At 69.8% G+C, this 17465-nt stretch carries 18 protein-coding genes and 1 tRNA gene; 13 read left to right on the top strand and 6 right to left on the bottom strand.

Annotated features, from left to right (window positions below; translation table 11 throughout):
• Positions 1-94: 94 nt before the first annotated feature.
• The 10 genes from infC (at position 95) to BLV01_RS04345 (ending at position 6920) form a co-directional block, all read left to right on the top strand.
• A complete protein-coding gene (gene infC / locus BLV01_RS04390; RefSeq protein WP_074872510.1) occupies positions 95-619 on the top strand; it encodes a translation initiation factor IF-3 in 525 nt (174 codons plus the stop codon).
• Between the two features lie 292 nt (positions 620-911).
• Complete coding sequence (gene rpmI / locus BLV01_RS04385) at positions 912-1109, top strand: 50S ribosomal protein L35 (protein WP_027083463.1); 198 nt, start codon at positions 912-914, stop codon at positions 1107-1109.
• 12 nt (positions 1110-1121) lie between these two features.
• Positions 1122-1481, top strand: a complete 360-nt coding sequence (gene rplT / locus BLV01_RS04380) for a 50S ribosomal protein L20 (RefSeq protein WP_057948387.1) — start codon at positions 1122-1124, stop codon at positions 1479-1481.
• A 174-nt stretch (positions 1482-1655) separates the two neighbouring features.
• Positions 1656-2054, top strand: coding sequence for a hypothetical protein (locus tag BLV01_RS04375; RefSeq protein ID WP_091794326.1), 399 nt, complete (start codon positions 1656-1658; stop codon positions 2052-2054).
• A 16-nt stretch (positions 2055-2070) separates the two neighbouring features.
• Positions 2071-3081, top strand: coding sequence for a phenylalanine--tRNA ligase subunit alpha (pheS, locus tag BLV01_RS04370; RefSeq protein WP_091794325.1), 1011 nt, complete (start codon positions 2071-2073; stop codon positions 3079-3081).
• A gap of 124 nt (positions 3082-3205) precedes the next feature.
• Positions 3206-5599, top strand: a complete 2394-nt coding sequence (gene pheT / locus BLV01_RS04365; protein WP_091794323.1) for a phenylalanine--tRNA ligase subunit beta — start codon at positions 3206-3208, stop codon at positions 5597-5599.
• Between the two features lie 45 nt (positions 5600-5644).
• Positions 5645-5959, top strand: a complete 315-nt coding sequence (locus tag BLV01_RS04360) for an integration host factor subunit alpha (protein ID WP_036101930.1) — start codon at positions 5645-5647, stop codon at positions 5957-5959.
• A complete protein-coding gene (locus BLV01_RS04355; protein WP_057948383.1) occupies positions 5940-6296 on the top strand; it encodes a MerR family transcriptional regulator in 357 nt (118 codons plus the stop codon). Before BLV01_RS04360 ends, BLV01_RS04355 begins: the two co-directional genes overlap by 20 nt.
• A gap of 123 nt (positions 6297-6419) precedes the next feature.
• Positions 6420-6496 (top strand) — tRNA-Pro (locus BLV01_RS04350).
• 238 nt (positions 6497-6734) lie between these two features.
• A complete protein-coding gene (locus tag BLV01_RS04345) occupies positions 6735-6920 on the top strand; it encodes a hypothetical protein (protein ID WP_091794321.1) in 186 nt (61 codons plus the stop codon).
• Positions 6921-7058: 138 nt separating this feature from the next.
• Here the strand turns inward: BLV01_RS04345 and BLV01_RS04340 are convergent, their stop codons facing one another.
• Positions 7059-8057 carry a TraB/GumN family protein gene (locus BLV01_RS04340; RefSeq protein WP_091794319.1) on the bottom strand — a complete coding sequence of 333 codons (999 nt, stop codon included), beginning with the start codon at positions 8055-8057 and terminating at the stop codon, positions 7059-7061.
• Between the two features lie 284 nt (positions 8058-8341).
• Between BLV01_RS04340 and BLV01_RS04335 the strand changes: the two genes are divergently transcribed.
• Genes BLV01_RS04335 through BLV01_RS04325 form a run of 3 tightly spaced genes read left to right on the top strand, consistent with a single transcriptional unit; the run spans position 8342 to position 10676 of the window.
• A complete protein-coding gene (locus tag BLV01_RS04335) occupies positions 8342-8740 on the top strand; it encodes a hypothetical protein (protein WP_217633437.1) in 399 nt (132 codons plus the stop codon).
• Positions 8741-8749: 9 nt separating this feature from the next.
• Positions 8750-10330 carry a PepSY-associated TM helix domain-containing protein gene (locus tag BLV01_RS04330; RefSeq protein ID WP_091794317.1) on the top strand — a complete coding sequence of 527 codons (1581 nt, stop codon included), beginning with the start codon at positions 8750-8752 and terminating at the stop codon, positions 10328-10330.
• A 13-nt stretch (positions 10331-10343) separates the two neighbouring features.
• A complete protein-coding gene (locus BLV01_RS04325; RefSeq protein WP_091794316.1) occupies positions 10344-10676 on the top strand; it encodes a DUF3325 domain-containing protein in 333 nt (110 codons plus the stop codon).
• Positions 10677-10857: 181 nt separating this feature from the next.
• Here BLV01_RS04325 and dxs read toward each other — a convergent pair whose 3' ends face one another.
• From dxs to BLV01_RS04300, 5 genes are all read right to left on the bottom strand, one after another.
• On the bottom strand, positions 10858-12771 hold the full coding sequence (gene dxs / locus BLV01_RS04320) for a 1-deoxy-D-xylulose-5-phosphate synthase (RefSeq protein WP_091794314.1): 1914 nt from the start codon (positions 12769-12771) through the stop codon (positions 10858-10860).
• A gap of 229 nt (positions 12772-13000) precedes the next feature.
• Positions 13001-14215: a hypothetical protein gene (locus BLV01_RS25165; protein WP_139178445.1), complete on the bottom strand. Its 1215-nt coding sequence runs from the start codon at positions 14213-14215 to the stop codon at positions 13001-13003.
• Between the two features lie 142 nt (positions 14216-14357).
• Positions 14358-15017, bottom strand: coding sequence for an HNH endonuclease (locus tag BLV01_RS04310; RefSeq protein ID WP_091794312.1), 660 nt, complete (start codon positions 15015-15017; stop codon positions 14358-14360).
• 161 nt (positions 15018-15178) lie between these two features.
• The gene (locus BLV01_RS04305; protein ID WP_091794310.1) at positions 15179-15622 is read right to left on the bottom strand and encodes a hypothetical protein; all 444 of its coding nucleotides are present in this window, start codon (positions 15620-15622) and stop codon (positions 15179-15181) included.
• Positions 15619-17409: an acyl-CoA dehydrogenase C-terminal domain-containing protein gene (locus BLV01_RS04300; protein WP_091794308.1), complete on the bottom strand. Its 1791-nt coding sequence runs from the start codon at positions 17407-17409 to the stop codon at positions 15619-15621. The genes BLV01_RS04305 and BLV01_RS04300 overlap by 4 nt, the downstream gene beginning before the upstream one ends.
• Between the last annotated feature and the right edge of the window lie 56 nt (positions 17410-17465).

Genomic DNA, 17465 nt, shown 5'->3' with positions numbered 1-17465 from the left:
GCCGCCGCCCGCGCGCAGCGCTACAACCTCCGTCCCGGTCAGGCCGGGACGGCCCTAGGCGCGTAACATCGCGTTTTTATTGGAGATTGCAACAATCAGTACCCCTGAGAAGCCGAATCGAAAGAACCAGGAAATCCGCGTCCCGCGCGTGCGCGTGATCGGCAGCGACGGCGAGATGATCGGCGTGCTCACGCGCGACGAAGCCCTGCGCATGGCCGAAGAGGAAGCCCTGGATCTGGTCGAAATCCAGCCCAACGCCGATCCGCCGGTCTGCAAGATCATGGATTTCGGCAAGTTCCGCTTCGAGCAGCAGAAGAAGGCCAACGAGGCCAAGAAGAAGCAGAAGCAGGTCGAGATCAAGGAACTCAAGTTCCGTCCGGTCACCGACGAGGGCGACTACCAGATCAAGCTGCGCAACATGCGCCGTTTCCTGGAAGAGGGCGACAAGGTCAAGGTCAACATCCGCTTCCGCGGCCGCGAGATGAGCCACCAGGAGCTCGGTCGCGAGATGGCGGCGCGGATCGAGGCCGATCTGGGCGAGGACATCGTGGTCGAGTCGCGTCCGCGCCTGGAAGGGCGGCAGATGGTCATGATGATCGCGCCCAAGAAGAAGACCTGAACCGGGTCCTTCCCCGTCCCCGGGGAAGGGCTGCGGACGCGGTCGGGGTGGGAGCGCGCCTCCCAATCCCCTGATTTGCCTGAAGATATTTGCAAGCCCGGCTTCCAGCCCGCATACTATGCGGCCCGGTTCGCCGGGTTTGTTGTATGCAGATGCACGGACCTGTCGTAGATTCTTTGTAAATCAGCGACTTACAAGCCGGCAAGGGCAGGACGGAAAGAGTGGCCGCACGCATGCCGTGCCCAGCCACCGCCCAGGCCAGTGACATAAAACCATCCGAAAGGACATCGCAATGCCCAAGATCAAGACCAATCGGGCGGCGGCCAAGCGCTTCCGGAAGACCGCTTCCGGCAAGTACAAGTGCGGCCACGCCAACAAGAGCCACATCCTCACCAAGAAAGCGACCAAGCGGAAGCGCAACCTGCGGCAGACGAACCATGTTCGTGCCGAGGACGCGGGCCGTCTGGACCGCATGCTTCCGTATTTGTGAGGAGACTGAAAAATGGCACGAGTTAAGCGTGGTGTTACGGCGCGTCGCCGTCACAAGAAAATCCTGAAGCAGGCCAAGGGCTACTACAACGCCCGCCGCAAGGTCTTCCGCGTCGCCAAGCAGGCGGTCACGAAGGCCCTGCAGTACGCCTACATCGGTCGCAAGCAGAAGAAGCGCAATTTCCGTTCGCTGTGGATCACCCGCATCAACGCGGCGGCCCGCATCAACGGCATGAGCTACAGCCGCTTCATCAACGGCCTGCTGAAGGCCGGCATCACCCTCGACCGCAAGGTGCTGGCGGACATCGCCGTGCACGACGCGAAGGGTTTTGCGGCTCTGGCGGAAAAGGCGAAGAGCGCGCTCGCGGCTTAATGCGGGTCCCTCCGCAAGAGCCCGCGCATCCGTGCGCGGGCTTTTGAAGAGGAACCACAAGGCATGGGGAAGGGCGCGAGTCCTTCCCCATTGTCGTTTCTGGGCCCGAAACGCCGGGCCGTCGGCTCCACCCAGGAGGATGCGATGAACGGAATTTCCAGGCGCGGCCGGCGCATGGCGTGGATGCTGGCGCTGTTGGGCGGCATGGCGGGTTCGACGGCCGCGGTTGCGCGCGATAGCGCGGCCGAGCAGGCGCAGACCCTGGAGCGCTTCGCCGGGGTGATGCTGGCCAAGGGCCGCAACGAGCAGTGCAAGGTGCTCGACGAAGCGCGCACCAAACAGCTCGACGACGACGTCACCGCGATCCTCAAGAAGCTGGAGAAGCGGGTGTCGCCCCAGCAACTGCTCGGGGTGGCGCTCAATGCGACGGTCGCGACCGGCGAGCCGGCATCGGCGGCGAACTGCGACGATGCGGCCCGGCAGTCGGTCGAGGCGGGCAGCGAACAGGCGCGGACCTGGGCGGACGAGCTCCGCGGCCGGCGATCGCGAGGCAATTCAACGCAAGGCAAGTGAAAGGAACCCTGAGCACATGGCGCAGATCGAGCAACTGACCCAGCACGCGCTGGCCGAGATCGCGGCGGCGGATTCCCCCGAGGCCATCGAGGCGCTGCGCGTGTCGCTGCTCGGCAAGTCCGGCAGCGTCACCGCCCAGCTCAAGCAGCTCGGCGCGCTGCCGCCGGAGCAGCGCAAGGCCGCCGGCGAGGCGATCAACACGGCCCGCGACGCGCTGACCGACGCGCTGGCGCAGCGCAAGGGCGCGCTCGACGACGCCGCGCTCGACGCGCGCCTGGCCGCCGAAACCATCGACGTGACCCTGCCGGGCATCGACGCCGCGCGCGGCGGCCTGCACCCGGTCAGCCGCACGATGGAGCGCATGGCCGACATCTTCGGCCGGCTCGGCTTCGAACTGGCCGACGGCCCGGAGATCGAGGACGACTGGCACAACTTCGAAGCGCTCAACTTCCCGCCGCACCATCCGGCGCGGGCGATGCACGACACGTTCTACTTCCCGCCCGACGGCGCCGGCGTCGCCCGCCTGCTGCGCACCCACACCTCGGGCATGCAGGTGCGCTACATGCTGCAGCACAAGCCGCCGCTGCGCATGATCGCGCTGGGCAAGGTCTACCGCAGCGACAGCGACCAGACCCACACGCCGATGTTCCACCAGTGCGAAGGCCTGCTGATCGACGAGCATTCCAGCTTCGCCGACCTCAAGGGCACCCTGGCCGAATTCGTCCGCGCGTTCTTCGAGCGCGACTTCGAGATGCGCTTCCGCCCGAGCTATTTCCCCTTCACCGAGCCCTCGGCCGAAGTCGACATCGCCTGGCAGCAGGCCGACGGCAGCACCCGCTGGCTGGAAGTGCTGGGCTGCGGCATGGTCCATCCGAACGTACTGCGCAATGTCGGCATCGACCCGGAGCGCTACACCGGCTACGCCTTCGGCATGGGCGTGGAGCGGCTGACCATGCTGCGCTACGGCGTCGACGACTTGCGCAGCTTCTTCGAGAACGACGTGCGCTTCCTCAGGCAGTTCGCCTGAGGCGCGAATCGGGAGCGGGCATGGGAGTCGCAAGCGCGAGCGCTTCGATTCCGGCGATCCCTCCCGATTACGCGTACCGCCGACCGCTGCTAGATCCCCCATTTTCGATTCACGGCCCATCCCCATGAAATTCAGCGAAAACTGGCTCCGCCAGCACGTCCCGACCGCCGCCACGCGCGATGAGCTCGCCGCGACCCTGACTGCGATCGGGCTGGAAGTGGAAGAAGTGACCGCGCTCGGCGCGGCGCTCGACGGCGTCGTCGTCGCGCGCATCGTCAGCGCCGAAAAGCATCCCGAGGCCGACCGCCTGCAAGTGTGCTCGGTCGAGACCGGCAGCGGCACCGTGCAGATCGTCTGCGGCGCGCCGAACGCGCGCGCCGGTCTGGTCGCGCCGCTGGCCACGGTCGGCGCGTCGCTGCCCGGCGGCCTGCAGATCAAGGCGGCCAAGCTGCGCGGCGTGGAGTCCTTCGGCATGCTGTGCTCGGCCAAGGAGCTGGGCATCGACGCCGATGCGTCCGGCCTGCTGGAACTGCCGGCCGATGCGCCGGTCGGCCAGCCGCTGGCGCAGTACCTGGGCCTGCCCGACGCCAGCATCGAGATCAAGCTGACCCCGAATCGCGCCGACTGCTTCAGCGTGCGCGGCATCGCCTTCGACGTCGCCGCCGCCACCGGCAGCCAGGTCGCGCCGTTGGCGATCGAGCCGGTGCCGGCGACGATCGACTCGGCCCTGGCGGTCGAGCTCGACGCCGGCGCGGACGTGCCGCGCTACTGCGGCCGGGTGATCGAGGGCGTGAACGCGACCGCGCCGACGCCGGTGTGGATGGCCGAGCGCCTGCGCCGCAGCGGCGTGCGCCCGGTGTCGTTCCTGGTCGACGTCACCCAGTACGTGATGCTCGAAATCGGCCAGCCCATGCACGCCTTCGATCGCGACACCCTGGCCGGCCCGGTCGGCGCGCGGCGCGCGCGCAAGGGCGAGGCGACCCAGTTGCTCAACGCCCAGGAAGTGGCGCTGGACGAACAGTTCATCGTCATCACCGACGGCGCCGGCGCCGCCCAGCGCGTGGTCGCGCTCGGCGGGGTCATGGGCGGCTACGACAGCCGCGTCACCGACGCCACCGGCAACGTATTCCTGGAAGCGGCGCACTTCGCCCCGGCCGCGATCATCGGCCGCGGCCGCAAGCTCGGCCTGCACACCGACGCCGGCCACCGCTTCGAGCGCGGCGTCGACCCGGAGCTGCCGCGCACCGCGATCGAGTACGCCACCCGGCTGATCCTCGACATCGCCGGCGGCGCCGCCGGCCCGCTGGTCGAATCGGCGCTGCCCGAGCACCTGCCGCAACCGCGGCCGGTGGCGCTGCGCCGCGCGCGCCTGGCGCGCGTGCTCGGCCTGAGCGTGGCCGACGCCGAGGTCGAACGCATCCTGCAGGCCCTGGGCCTGGCGGTGGAGCGCAGCGACGACGGCTGGCGGGTGACCGCGCCGAGCCGCCGCTTCGACATTGCCATCGAAGAGGACCTGATCGAAGAGATCGCCCGCATCCACGGCTACGACCGCATCCCGACCACGCTGCCGGGCGGCGCCTCGCGCCTGATCGCGCCGAGCGAGACCCGCGTCGACGCGCCGACGGTGCGCCGGCAGATGGCCGCGCGCGACTACCTGGAGGCGGTCAACTACGCCTTCGTCGACGCCGCCTGGCTGCAGCTGTGGCAAGCGGGCGAGGGCGCGGTGGCGCTGGCCAACCCGCTCAGCGCCGAGCTCGGGGTGATGCGCACGACGCTGCTGCCGGGGCTGGTCGCCGCGCTCGCGCGCAACGCCGCGCGCCAGCAGGCGCGGGTGCGCCTGTTCGAGCTCGGCAACGTGTTCCATGCCGCGGCCGGCGCGCCGCTGGAGACCCAGCGCATCGCCGCCGCGGTCTGCGGCGACGCCCGCGCCGAGCAGTGGGGGCGGGCGGCGCAGCCGGTCGGCTTCCACGACCTGCGCGGCGACCTCGACAGTCTCGCCGCCGCGGCCGGCGCGCGCCTGGACTACCGTCCGGCGGCGCCGTCCTGGGCGCACCCGGGCCGCAGCGCCGATGTCTGGCGCGTGGACGGCGGCCGCGAGCTGCGCCTGGGCTGGATCGGCCAGCTGCATCCGCGCCTGCAGCGCGCGCTGGACCTGGACGCCGAGGTGCTCGCCTTCGAGCTGGACCTGGCCGGATTGGTCGAGCGCGCCGTGGCCAAGGCCGGGGCGCAGTCCAAGTACCCGTCGGTGCGCCGCGATCGCGCGTTCATCGTCGCCGATACGGTGCCATGGGCGGCCATTCAGGCCACCGTCCAGGCCGCCGCCGGGCCGAGCCTGCGCGAGCTGGTGCTGTTCGACCGCTACCAGGGCAAGGGCGTGGAAACCGGATTCAAGAGTCTCGCTATGGGCTTGATTCTGCAGGATGAATCGCGCACCCTGACCGACCGGGACGTGGATGCCGTGGTGGCCGAAGTGACCGCCGCGGTGGAGCGCGAACATGGCGCCAGGCTGCGCGCCTGACGCCTCGCGCGGCCGTCACGGTCCGGACGTTATTCAGAGGTCACCATGGCACTTACCAAAGCGGAAATGGCGGAGCGTCTGTTCGACGAAGTCGGACTGAACAAGCGCGAGGCCAAGGAGTTCGTCGACGCGTTCTTCGATGCGTTGCGCGAAGCGTTGGAGCAGGGGCGTCAGGTCAAGCTGTCGGGTTTCGGCAACTTCGATCTGCGCCGCAAGAACCAGCGTCCGGGCCGCAATCCGAAGACCGGCGAGGAGATCCCGATTTCCGCGCGCACAGTGGTGACCTTCCGCCCGGGCCAGAAGCTCAAGGAGCGGGTCGAGGCGTACAGCGGAGGCGAACATGCTGGATCCGGGCAGTAACCGCGAACTACCGCCGATTCCGGCCAAGCGCTACTTCACCATCGGTGAGGTCAGCGAGCTGTGCGACGTCAAGCCGCATGTGCTGCGCTACTGGGAGACCGAGTTTCCGACGCTCAACCCGGTCAAGCGCCGCGGCAACCGCCGCTACTACCAGCGCCACGAGGTGCTGATGGTGCGGCAGATCCGCGGCCTGCTGTACGAACAGGGCTACACCATCGGCGGCGCGCGCCTGCGCCTGGAAGGCGAGGCGGCCAAGGACGAATCGGCGCTGTCGTCGCAGATCGTCAAGCAGGTGCGCATGGAACTGGAAGAAGTGCTGCAGCTGCTGCGGCGCTGAAACGCCGGGAAGCCGGAAGCGCCGGTCGGGCATCGGTCCCGCGCTTGGGTTCCGGTTCCCCATTCAAGCCACAAGCGGCTATACTTGCCGCCCGCTCGCACGAGCGGACCTTGCAAGCGACGTCGGGGCATAGCGCAGCCTGGTAGCGCATCTGCCTGGGGGGCAGAGGGTCGTCGGTTCAAATCCGGCTGTCCCGACCATCTTGCGAAACGCAGTACCGAGACCCTGGCGAACGCCGGGGTTTTTCGTTTCCGGGGCAGGCTGTCCGTTGCGGCGCCGTCAGGCCCGATGCGTTGGGCTCCGCGGCGACGCGGCTTGCAGCTTCCCTGAGGCGGCATCGCAGCCGCTGCGAAGCCCGCGCGCGACCATGGCGGACCGGCCGCCAGGCCGCGTCCCCGAGCCGGCGGGGCCCGATGCCGGCGCTGCGAGGAAGCCCCGATGACCCCGACGCCGTTGGAACGCACCGGCGAATTCGAGCGCACCGACAACGGCTGGGTGCTCAAGTTCTGGACCCGCGAAGGCGCAGGCCTGCGCCTGCGCCATGAAGTGTTCGACGACACGCCGGCGTTGCTGCGGCGGATCTATGAGGTGTTCGGGCGGAGCGGGCCGGAGGCGGCCGGCTGAGCCGGCAGGGCCGCGGCGGCTGAGCGGAAAGCATCGGGCCTGAAGGCCCTCCCACGACAGCCCGCTTCGCCGATGGCGCGATGGGCTCTAGTGGGAGCGCCTTCAGGCCCGATGCTTTCCGATCCGGTCGCGCGAAACTCAGGGATCCTCGACCGTGTATCCGGCATCGCGCAGCTTGTCGAGCAGCCCGCCGTTCTCCAGCAGATCCGCCACCGGCAGCGAGGCGAAGGTGCTGTTGTTCCTGGCGATCGCCTCCTGCGCGCGTTCGAGCCAGTTCGCGCTCACGCGCTGGCGCAGGTCGCCGAGGTTCAGGCGCCGGGCCACGCCGGTCGCGGCCAGCGCTTCCAGGCAGGTGCGGTACTGGTCGCCCTGCGGCAGCGTGCGCAGGGTGGCGATGTCGCCGACCGCCCAGGCGTTGCCGCGCGCGCGCATCGCTTCCAGGTCGGTCTCGATGCGCGAGAGCGTCTTGGCGAAGCATTCGCGGTCGTCCATCGCGCTGTCGGCGAATTCCTTGAGCGTGGCCTTGGGGTCGTCGATCTTCAGCGTCACCCGCGCCTCGATCACCGGCACGCCGTGCTGCTTGGCGGCCTTCTCCACCAGCGGCTGGACCACGCCCTTGAGCGACAGCCCGGATTGCTTGATCGCCGCTTCGTAGAGTTCCTGCGCGGCGAAGATCGGCCGCCATTTCTCGACCCCGCCGTCGCGGCCGATGTAGCGCGCCTTGAGCGCGCTCCAGCGCGCGTACAGGTCGGCCGGCACGACTTCCTCGAGGGTCTTGCCGTCCGGGTTCTTGCGCGCCTTCAGCGCCGTGGGGATCAGCATCATGGTGCGGAACACGCCCAACTCGGTGCCGAAGCTGACCGAGGGCGGGGCGATGACTTCCTGCGAATCGGCGATGGTCGCCTCGACCTGGCGCGACAGCCAGGTCATGTCCTTGGGCAGCGGGGTGACCGTGCCGAGGATCCACAGCACGTGGCCGCCGCGGGTCACCTTCCACAGGCCGGGGCCGGGTTGTTCGCCGGTGACGACCAGGGTGTCGAGGTCGCGGATGTCGCCGGCGGCGGGCGGCGTCGGCGTTTGCGCCGCTGCGGCCGGCAGCAGCGCCAACAGGGCGAGGGCGGTGAGGGCGCGGCGCATCCTTGGCGTTCTCTGGAAGGTGGGGGAGGGCGACGGTGTCGGCGAGCGGATCGTAGCCGGTCTGCCGCGTCGGTGGTATGCGCCATGCGTAACACGCCCCGGCGCTTCGGCGGTGCCGGCGCGGCCGTTCGCCGCGCGCCGGCGTGGTTTGCAAATGAGAACCATTGCCAACTAGACTGGGCGGGCCGGCGCGCCCCAGGCGGGCGCCCCGGCGCCGTTTCCGGCTTCCCGCACCACCCCGGCCCGGCAGGACGCCACCGGCCGCCCCACGACCCGACGCCGCAATGACGCAACGCTCCGCCACTCCGGTCGCCGCCATGCGCGCCGGTCCCGACCCGCGCGCCGCCGCGCCGGCGCGCAAGCCGCGCCCGGCCTTGTCGTGGCGCTACCGCGGCGAAGTCGCGGCGCGCGCGTTCGCGGCGATCGTGCTGGGCTACCTGTTCGCCTACGCGCTGACCGCGTTGCTGAGCCTGGCGCTGCCGTTCTCGCGGGTGGACAGCGTGATCGCGGCGAGCCTGCTGAGCTTCTTCGTCTGGTGCGCAGTGGCGATGTACGCCTTCGCCGCGCGCAGCGCCTGGCGCGCGTGCTGGGCGCCGGCGCTGGGCGCGGCGCTGTTGCTGGGGGCGGCCAAGCTGTGCGGCGCGGCCGCGTTGTTTTCCGCCGCCGCGGCGCCGGCGGCCTGAGGCGGGACGATGAAGAACACTTTCTCGCAAGCGATGGCGTGGCTGCACACCTGGGCCGGGCTGACGATCGGCTGGCTGCTGTTCGTGATCTTCGTCGGCGGCACCATCGCCTGCTTCGACAAGGAACTCACCCACTGGATGCAGCCGGCGCTGCACGGCCACGAGCGCAGCGCCGACAGCGTCGATCTGGACGCGGCGGTCGCGCAGCTGCAGAAGGTGTCCAAGGAGCATCCGCACGCCTACTACATCACCCTGCCGGGCGAGCGCAGCAAGTCGCTGCAGGGCGGTGTCTACTACGACGTCGGCGACCCGGACCTGTTCAACCTCGATCCGGCGACCGGCAAGCCGGTGCCCGAGACCGCCGGCGGCGAGTTCTTCTTCACCCTGCACTTCAACCTGCATTCGCCGACCTGGGGCATGTACATCGTCGGCCTGGCCGGGATGTTCATGCTGATCGCGATCTTCACCGGCATCGTGATCCACAAGCGCATCTTCAAGGACTTCTTCACCTTCCGCCCGAAAAACGGCGGCCAGCGCGCCTGGCTCGACGGGCACAACCTGACCGGCGTGCTCGGGCTGCCGTTCCATTTGATGATCGCCTACACCGGCGTGGCGATCTTCGTCGCCAACTACATGCCGGCGGGGCTGTACTCGGCCTTCAACGGCGATGTCGAGAAATTCTTCGTCGAAGCCTCCGACAGCTACGAGCGGCCGGAAACCCACCAGCCGCTGAAGTCGATCCATTCGCTCGACGCGCTGATCGCCGATGCGCGCACGCGCCTGGGCCAGCCGGTGACCTGGGCCAGCGTGCACCATCCCGACGACACCAGCGCCACGATCTCCTTCGGCGGCGACCACAGCAAGGACGTGGCCTGGAATTTCCGTCAGGTGTTCTACGACGCCAACGACGGCCGCTTCCTGCACGTCAGCGGGCCGATGGCGGCCGGCTACAAGACCTACACCTTCATCGGCGGCATGCACATGGCGCAGTGGGGCGGCAGCGCGTTGCGCTGGCTGTACTTCGTCATGGGCATCGCCGGCTGCGTGATGATCGCCAGCGGCATGCAGGTGTGGGTCAACAAGCGCGCCAAGAAGATCGCCGAGGCCGGCAGCCTGTCGGGCTACGGCCTGGTGCAGGCGTTGAACCTGGGCGTGGTCGGCGGCCTGCCGCTGGCGAGCGCGGCGATGGTGATCGGCAACCGCCTGATCCCGGCCGACGCCGCCGCGCGGGCGAACGCGGAAATCGCCGTGTTCTGCGCGGTGTGGATCGCGGCGACCCTGTACGCGGCGATCCCGGCGGTGCACAAGCGCGGCTGGGGCCAGTTCTTCGCCCTCAACGCCGTCGCGTTCGCGCTGGTGCCGCTGGTCAATTTCGCGACCGCGCCGAACAGCCACCTGCTGGCGACCCTCGCGCGCGGCGACTGGACGCTGGCGGCGGTGGACCTGACCGCTTTGGCGCTGGCGCTGGGTTTCGCGCTGCTGGCGCGGCGCAGCTTCGTCAAGGCGCGCCAGCCGGTACCCGAGCGCAAGCCGCGGCGCGAACGCGCCGGCGGGCCCGCCGGCGGCAATCCTGCGTTGGCCGATCGCTGAGGAGCGTGCATCGATGCTTTGGTTGGGACTGTGTCTGGGCGTGGCGGCGTGGTGCCTGCTGAGCCTGGGGTTGGAGAAGCACCATCAGCAGGTGTTCGCCGGCGCGTTCCGCCCGGCGCGCGCGCGACTGCTGCGCGGCGCCGGCTGGGCGCTGCTGGCGCTGGATTTCGGCCTGTTCGTGCGCGGCTGGGGCTGGGCCCAGGGGCTGATCTTCTGGACCGCGGCGCTGATCGTGTCGGCGCTGGCGTGGACCTTGGTGATGACGATGGCGCCGAAGGCGAGCACGAAGATCGCGATGGCGGCCTTGGTCAGCGCGTTCGTGGCGATGCCGTTCTGGATCGGCTGAGCCCGGCTTTTGTGGGAGGGACTTCAGTCCCGACGCTCTGGTATCAGATCGCTGGGCAACAAGGCGACCGGAGCGGAAAGCGTCGGGACTGAAGTCCCTCCCACAAAGGCTGCGACCGAATCAGGGGCCGCAAACGAAAACGCCCAGCTCAGCGCCGGGCGTTTTGGGTTGCGCGCTGCGCTCAGCCCGCGGCCGATTGCGGCGCCGGCTGCGCCGCCAACTGCGGCCAGCGCTTGATCAGGCTGGCGCGGATCGAGGCGGCGTCCAGCCCGGCCTCGGCCAGCAGCTGCTCGCGACTGGCGTGGTGCTGGAACTCGTCCGGCAGGCCCAGGTGCAGCACCGGCAGCACGATGCCCTCGGCCGCCAGCAACTCGGCCACGCCGCTGCCGGCGCCGCCGGCGACGACGTTGTCTTCCATCGTCGCGAAGCCTTCGTGGCTCTGCGCCAGCTCCAGGATCAGCGCGCGGTCCAGCGGCTTGACGAAGCGCATGTTGACCAGGGTCAGGCCGAGTTCGGCGGCGACCTGCTCGGCCGCCGGCACGATCGCGCCGAACGCGAGCAGGGCGATGCGCTTGCCGCTGCGGCGCAGTTCGGCCTTGCCGATCGGCAAGGTGTCCAGGCCCGGCTGGATCGCCGCGCCCGGGCCGGTGCCGCGCGGGTAGCGCACCGCGGCCGGGCCGCGGTACTGGAAGCCGGTCGACAGCATCTTGCGGCACTCGTCCTCGTCGGCCGGCGCCATCACCACCATGTTCGGCACGCAGCGCAGGTAGGACAGATCGAGGTTGCCGGCGTGGGTGGCGCCGTCGGGGCCGACCACGCCGCCGCGGTCGATCGCGAACAGCACGTCGAGGTCCTGGATCGCCACGTCGTGCACGAGTTGGTCGTAGCCGCGCTGCAGGAAGGTCGAGTAGATCGCCACCACCGGTTTCGCGCCTTCGATCGCCATGCCCGCGGCCAGGGTCACCGCGTGCTGCTCGGCGATGGCGACGTCGAAGTAGCGCTGCGGGTATTCCTTGCTGAAGCGCACCAGGCCGGAGCCTTCGCGCATCGCCGGGGTGATGCCCATCAGGCGCTCGTCGGCGGCGGCCATGTCGCACAGCCAGTCGCTGAAGACGTCGGTATAGCTCGGCTTCTTCGCGCCGGGCTTGCTGATCAGGCCCTTCTCCGGATCGAACGGGCCGACCGCGTGGTAGCCGATCTGGTCGCCCTCGGCGAGCTCGTAGCCTTTGCCCTTGGTGGTGATGATGTGCAGCAGCTGCGGCCCCTTGAGGCCCTTGAGCGTCTTCATCGCGCCCAGCAGCGCCGGCAGGTCGTGGCCGTCGATCGGGCCGGTGTAGTGGAAGCCGACTTCCTCGAAGAAGGTCGAGGGCACGAACATGCCCTTCCAGTGTTCTTCCCAGCGGCGCACGAACTTGGCCGCGGGCTTCTTGCGCTTGTCGCCGAGCAGGCGCTTGCCGCCTTCGCGGATCGCGTTGAGGGTGCGGCTGCTGGTGAGCCGGCCGAGCATCTTGGTGACGCCGCCGACGTTCTCGGAGATCGACATCTGGTTGTCGTTGAGGATCACCAGCAGGTTCGGCTCCGGATCGCTCATGCCGCCGGCGTGGGCCAGCGCCTCGAACGCCATGCCGGCGGTCATCGCGCCGTCGCCGATCACCGCCACCACCTTGCGGTCGTCGCCGCGGCGCTGCAGCGCCACCGCCATGCCCAGCGCGGCCGAGATGGAAGTGGAGCTGTGGCCGACGCCGAGGGTGTCGTACTCGGATTCGTCGCGCTTGGGGAACGGCGCGACGCCGTCCTTCTGCTTGACCGTGTGGATGCTGTCGCGGCGGCCGGTGAGGATCTTGTGCGGATAGCTCTGGTGGCCGACGTCCCAGACCAGGCGGTCGAGCGGGGTGTCATACAACCAGTGCAAGGCGACGGTAAGCTCGATCACGCCGAGCCCGGCGCCGAAGTGGCCGCCGACCAGGGCGACCTGCTCGATCAAATAGGCGCGCAGTTCCTCGGCGATCGCCGGCAGTTCCTCTTCAGGAAAGCGGCGCAGGTCGGCGGGGACCTGAATGCGGGAAAGACGCGGGTAGCGCTGCGAATCGATCATTACGACCACGGGCGTTCAGCTGGTCGGGCATTGTCCCGCCGACGTGTGAGGCGGGCAAGAAGTGTGACGATTCCAGGTTCAGACTGGTGCCTTCGGCCAGATTTCGTCAGGCCGGCGCGCCAAGCCCGCCATACCGCTGTTGACGACCGTAGCGCGCCGTTGGCGCGCGTTGGCCGGCATTCGCGAGAACCCCCCCCGACCGAGGCCTGCGACGCCCGGACGCAGCCGCTCAGCGGCCGCGCAGGCGCCCGAACAGGCCGCCGGACTTGGCCTGTTCGGCCGGCGGCGGATCGCCCTCGGGCTCGGCGAAGCCGGTGGCGAGGTTGGCGTTGATGAAATCGGCGACTTCGGCCTCGCTCACGCCGCTGGCCTCGGCGATCTCGGACAGGTGCGAGAGGCCCTTCATCATCACCGTGGCGATGCGGAAGTGCTTGGGGTACTCGCGCTCGGTCTGCGGCCACTTGGTCATGCGGTAGCGGCGCGCCGGGTCGTGGCCCGGGGCGAGGCGGCCGCGGCCGGCGAGCAGGTTGCCGAACCACACCAGCCGCGCCAGCGGCATCGGCGCGCCCAACTGCGCGGCGGCGGCGTCCCACTGCGCGGCCGGCAGCAGTTCGAATTCGGACGAAGCGAAACCGCGTTCGAACAGCCCCGCCAGCGGCTTGAGCGCGGCCGGGCCGTGGTAGCGGCGCTGGTCGGCGTCGATCAGCAGGCGCTCCTCGCCGCTGCCCACGCGCAGCAAGCCGCGCAGGCGGCCGGCGACCAGCCAGTCGAGCAGGCCGTCGCCGCGGGCGGTGATGCCGGCAACGGCGGCGGGCGCGACCGGGCCCGGAGCCGGCGCGGCCGGGGCCGGTGTCGCGGGCGCGGCCGGGGCGGGCGTCGCGGGCGCGGCGGCCACGGCGGGCGCTGCGACCGGTGCGGCAGGCGCAACGGGTGCGGGCGGCGCGACAGGCGCTGCCGTAGTTTCCGCAGGCGCGGCCGCTGCGGCCGCAGCCGCGGGCGCCGCCGCCTTGGCCTGGGCCAGGTCGGTCTGCAGCAGTTCCACCACCACGTCGGGCAGCGCCGCGGTCGGGTCGGTGCGCGGCTGCTGCGGGATCTCGACCGCCTTGGGCGCCGCGGCGACGGCCGGCAGCGGCTCGCCGTTCTGTCCGGCGATCTCGCCCAGCAGCTCGGCGATGGTGTCGGCGCTGAAGGGATGGCCGAGCAGGAAGTCGGCCTGGGTGCGCTGGGCCGCGGTCAGCGCGATCACCGACTTGCCCGCGGCATGCAGGCGCAGCCAGCTCATCGGTCCGTACATGCTGTCCATGTCGACCACCACGAAATCGGCCTGCTGCTCCGGCACCAGGCTCCAGCGGCTGCCCAGGCGGGTGTTGGCTACCTTGAAAGCGGTCTGCAGCGCAGACTCCGTCGCCGGGTCCATTCCGGTCAGACCGAGGGTCAAAGGCATCGCGAATGTGTCCGTAAGTCGATGGCGACGAGTGTCCGGGACGACCGTAATGTCGTCAACGAGCGTTTTGCGTCGCTTATGCGCGTACACCGGCACATCGGCGGTGACGCCGGCCGCGATACTGCGACCGCGTTCACGGCTTCTATCCGAGCCGGCGCGAGTTCTTCGGCAGCTGGTTTTTCAAGAACGCCATCTGGTCGGCCAGGATGTTCCTGTTCGACAGGATCAGGTGCTCGACCCAGCTCGGCCGGTACGGCACCGCCAGCAGCGGCATGCCGGCCTGCTGCGGGGTGCGGTTGCCCTTGCGCGAATTGCAGCCGAAGCAGGCGGCGACCACGTTCTCCCAGATGTCGCGGCCGCCCTTGGACACCGGCACGACGTGGTCGCGGGTGAGGTGCGGGCGGTGGAAATCGTGGCCGCAGTACATGCACAGGTGGCCGTCGCGCGCGAACAGCGCGGCGTTGGTCAGCGCCGGGGTCGGGTCGAGCGCGCCGGGGCGGGCGTGGCCGCGCGCGGCGACGATCGGGTGCAGTTCGAGCACGCTGCGCTCGCCGGTGAAGCGGTTGATGCCGCCGTGCACCTGCAGGCACGGGTCGCCGAGGGTCCAGGCGACCGCGCCGCGCGCGTACAGGCAGGCGGCGTCCTGCCAGTTCATCCAGTCGAGCACGCGCCCATGCGCATCGAGCGACAGCAGCCGCACCGAATTCAGGCGTTCCAGGGGATTGCGCGGCACTGCGCGCGGACCGGTCCAGGGCGAGTAGGGCTCGCCGACACCGGAGACTTCCGGCTCACGCTGAAGCATTTCAGCGTGGGTTCCGGTGCGGACCAGGCGGATCTTCGCTCTATCGGTCTCCATCGGAGAGTGAGCTTATACCCTGTCGGTTACATTTTGTGTAGACGGGCGTGCCGGCGGTCGGTGCGCGAGCGGTCGGGAACGCGTTTTTGCGGGCCGCCGCGGGCGGCTCAACTGAAGGCGATCAGATAGACGACGTAGCGCTCGGGCCGGGCGAGGTCGACCTCGAGTTCGTAGAACCAGCCCGACGCCAGCTGGCTCTGGCAGCGGCGATGCGGATGGCTCGGATCCGGCGCGAACCAGGCGGGGTCGCCGGCGCCCGCGGGACGCGGACCGGTGCCGGCATCGCCGAGGCTGCAGCGCAGCGCCACGGTCAGCGCCGGCAACTGCTGCGGCGGCAGTTCGAAGCGGTAGTACGCGGTCATGCTGCGGAAGCCGTCGTCGACGTGCTCGCGCAGGCCGGCGGCGCCGGCCGGTATGGCGATGCCGCCCGCAAACTCGGTGGGCGGCGGCGCCGGTTGCGAACAGGCCGCGAGGATCGCAGCGGCGATGATCGCGACGCAGGCGCGCAGCCGGCGCGTGGCCGGCTGCGCGCGCGCGCCGCGCGCGATCACGCGTCGAAGCCTTCCGCCGCCAGCGCCATCAGCGGCGCGGTGCCGCTGTCGATCGCGGCCTTGTGCGCCTGGGTGCGCGGCAGCAGGCGGGCGAAGTAGAAACGCGCGGTCTCGCGCTTGCCGTCCTTGAACGCCTGGCTCTGGCCCGAGGCCTCGGCCGCGGCGACGCTGCGCGCCCACCAGTAGGCGAGGCAGACGTAGCCCGAGTAGAACAGGTAGTCGTACGAAGCCGCGCCGACCTCGTCGGCGTTGGCCGCCGCGCGCTTGCCGACCGACATCGTCAGCTGCAGCCACTCGCCGCAGGCCTTGCGCAGCGGCGCGACGAATTCCGACACCGCCGCGTTGTTCTCGTTCTGCGCGCAGAAGGCCTCGATCTTGGCCAGCATCGCCTGCAGGCCGGCGCCTTGCAGCTGCATGACCTTGCGGCCGAGCAGGTCCAGCGCCTGGATGCCGGTGGTGCCTTCGTACAAGGTGGTGATGCGCGCGTCGCGGGCGAGCTGCTCCATGCCGTGTTCGGCGATGTAGCCGTGGCCGCCGAAGCACTGCAGCGCGTGGTAGGTGCATTCCACGCCCCATTCGGTGAGGCAGGCCTTGACGATCGGGGTCATGAAGCCGATCAGCGCGTCGGCCTCGACGCGTTCCTTCTCGTCCGGCGAGGCGTGGGCGATGTCGACCAGCAGCGCGGCGTCGTAGCCCATCGCGCGGCCGCCTTCGACCAGCGCCTTGCAGGTCAGCAGCATGCGCCGCACGTCGGGGTGGACGATGATCGGGTCGGCCGGCAGCTCGGGGAACTTGGTGCCCGACAGCGCGCGCATTTGCAGGCGATCGCGCGAGTAGCGCAGCGCGTTCTGCAGCGCGCGGTCGCTCAGGCCCAGGCCCTGCAGGCCGACCGCGAGGCGGGCGGTGTTCATCATGGTAAACATCGCCATCAGGCCCTTGTTCGGCTCGCCGATCAGATAGCCCTGGGCGCCGTCGAAGTTCATCACGCACGTGGCCGAGCCGTGGATGCCCATCTTGTGTTCGAGGCTGCCGCAGCGCACCGCGTTGGCGTCGCCGACGCTGCCGTCGCGCGCGACTTTCACCTTCGGCACGATGAACAGCGAGATGCCCTTGCTGCCGGCCGGCGCGTCCGGCAGGCGCGCGAGCACCAGGTGGATGATGTTGTCGGTGAGGTCGTGCTCGCCGGCGGTGATGAAGATCTTGGTGCCGCTGATCGAGTACGAACCGTCGGCCTGCGGTTCGGCGCGGGTCTTGAGCAGGCCCAGGTCGGTGCCGCAGTGCGGTTCGGTGAGGCACATGGTGCCGGTCCAGCGGCCTTCCACCAGCGGCTTGAGGAACACTTCCTGCTGCCACTGCTCGCCGTGGTGCAGCAGCGCCTCGGTGGCGCCGTGCGAGAGCAGCGGGAAGTTGCCCCAGGCCAGGTTGGCCGCGTCGATCATTTCCTTGAGCGGCACGCCGGCGGCGTGCGGCATGCCCTGGCCGCCGAACTGGGTTTCGGCGGTGAGGCCGGACCAGCCGCCGTCGACGAACTGGTCGTAGGCCTGCTTGAAGCCCGGCGGCGTGGTCACCGCGCCGGTGGCCTTGTCGTGCTTGCAGCCGATCTGGTCGCCGACCGCGTTGAGCGGGGCGAGCACGGTCTCGTTGAAGCGCGCGCCTTCCTCCAGCACCGCGTCGAGCACGTCGCGGGTGGCGTCGGCGTAACCCAGGCGCTGGAACTGCGCTTCGGCGCCGAGCACGTCGAACAGGACGAAACGCATGTCGGTCAGGGGGGCTTTGTAAGTGCTCATGGGCTCGTTCGGAAAGGGAATGGGAGTTGGGAGTCGGGTGCGCGGACGCAGGAGCG

This window comes from Lysobacter sp. yr284 (assembly GCF_900107375.1).
Lineage (GTDB): Bacteria > Pseudomonadota > Gammaproteobacteria > Xanthomonadales > Xanthomonadaceae > Lysobacter.
This window is presented reverse-complemented; position numbering and strand designations above follow the sequence as displayed.

Excerpts from the sequence above, each read along its gene's own strand:
- rpmI (WP_027083463.1), top strand. The coding sequence starts at position 912 with ATGCCCAAGATCAAGACCAATCGGGCGGCGGCCAAGCGCTTCCGGAAG.
- rplT (WP_057948387.1), top strand. The coding sequence starts at position 1,122 with ATGGCACGAGTTAAGCGTGGTGTTACGGCGCGTCGCCGTCACAAGAAA.
- BLV01_RS04375 (WP_091794326.1), top strand. The coding sequence starts at position 1,656 with ATGGCGTGGATGCTGGCGCTGTTGGGCGGCATGGCGGGTTCGACGGCC.
- pheS (WP_091794325.1), top strand. The coding sequence starts at position 2,071 with ATGGCGCAGATCGAGCAACTGACCCAGCACGCGCTGGCCGAGATCGCG.
- pheT (WP_091794323.1), top strand. The coding sequence starts at position 3,206 with ATGAAATTCAGCGAAAACTGGCTCCGCCAGCACGTCCCGACCGCCGCC.
- BLV01_RS04360 (WP_036101930.1), top strand. The coding sequence starts at position 5,645 with ATGGCACTTACCAAAGCGGAAATGGCGGAGCGTCTGTTCGACGAAGTC.
- BLV01_RS04355 (WP_057948383.1), top strand. The coding sequence starts at position 5,940 with ATGCTGGATCCGGGCAGTAACCGCGAACTACCGCCGATTCCGGCCAAG.
- BLV01_RS04345 (WP_091794321.1), top strand. The coding sequence starts at position 6,735 with ATGACCCCGACGCCGTTGGAACGCACCGGCGAATTCGAGCGCACCGAC.
- BLV01_RS04340 (WP_091794319.1), bottom strand. The coding sequence starts at position 8,057 with ATGCGCCGCGCCCTCACCGCCCTCGCCCTGTTGGCGCTGCTGCCGGCC.
- BLV01_RS04335 (WP_217633437.1), top strand. The coding sequence starts at position 8,342 with ATGACGCAACGCTCCGCCACTCCGGTCGCCGCCATGCGCGCCGGTCCC.
- BLV01_RS04330 (WP_091794317.1), top strand. The coding sequence starts at position 8,750 with ATGAAGAACACTTTCTCGCAAGCGATGGCGTGGCTGCACACCTGGGCC.
- BLV01_RS04325 (WP_091794316.1), top strand. The coding sequence starts at position 10,344 with ATGCTTTGGTTGGGACTGTGTCTGGGCGTGGCGGCGTGGTGCCTGCTG.
- dxs (WP_091794314.1), bottom strand. The coding sequence starts at position 12,771 with ATGATCGATTCGCAGCGCTACCCGCGTCTTTCCCGCATTCAGGTCCCC.
- BLV01_RS25165 (WP_139178445.1), bottom strand. The coding sequence starts at position 14,215 with ATGCCTTTGACCCTCGGTCTGACCGGAATGGACCCGGCGACGGAGTCT.
- BLV01_RS04310 (WP_091794312.1), bottom strand. The coding sequence starts at position 15,017 with ATGCTTCAGCGTGAGCCGGAAGTCTCCGGTGTCGGCGAGCCCTACTCG.
- BLV01_RS04300 (WP_091794308.1), bottom strand. The coding sequence starts at position 17,409 with ATGAGCACTTACAAAGCCCCCCTGACCGACATGCGTTTCGTCCTGTTC.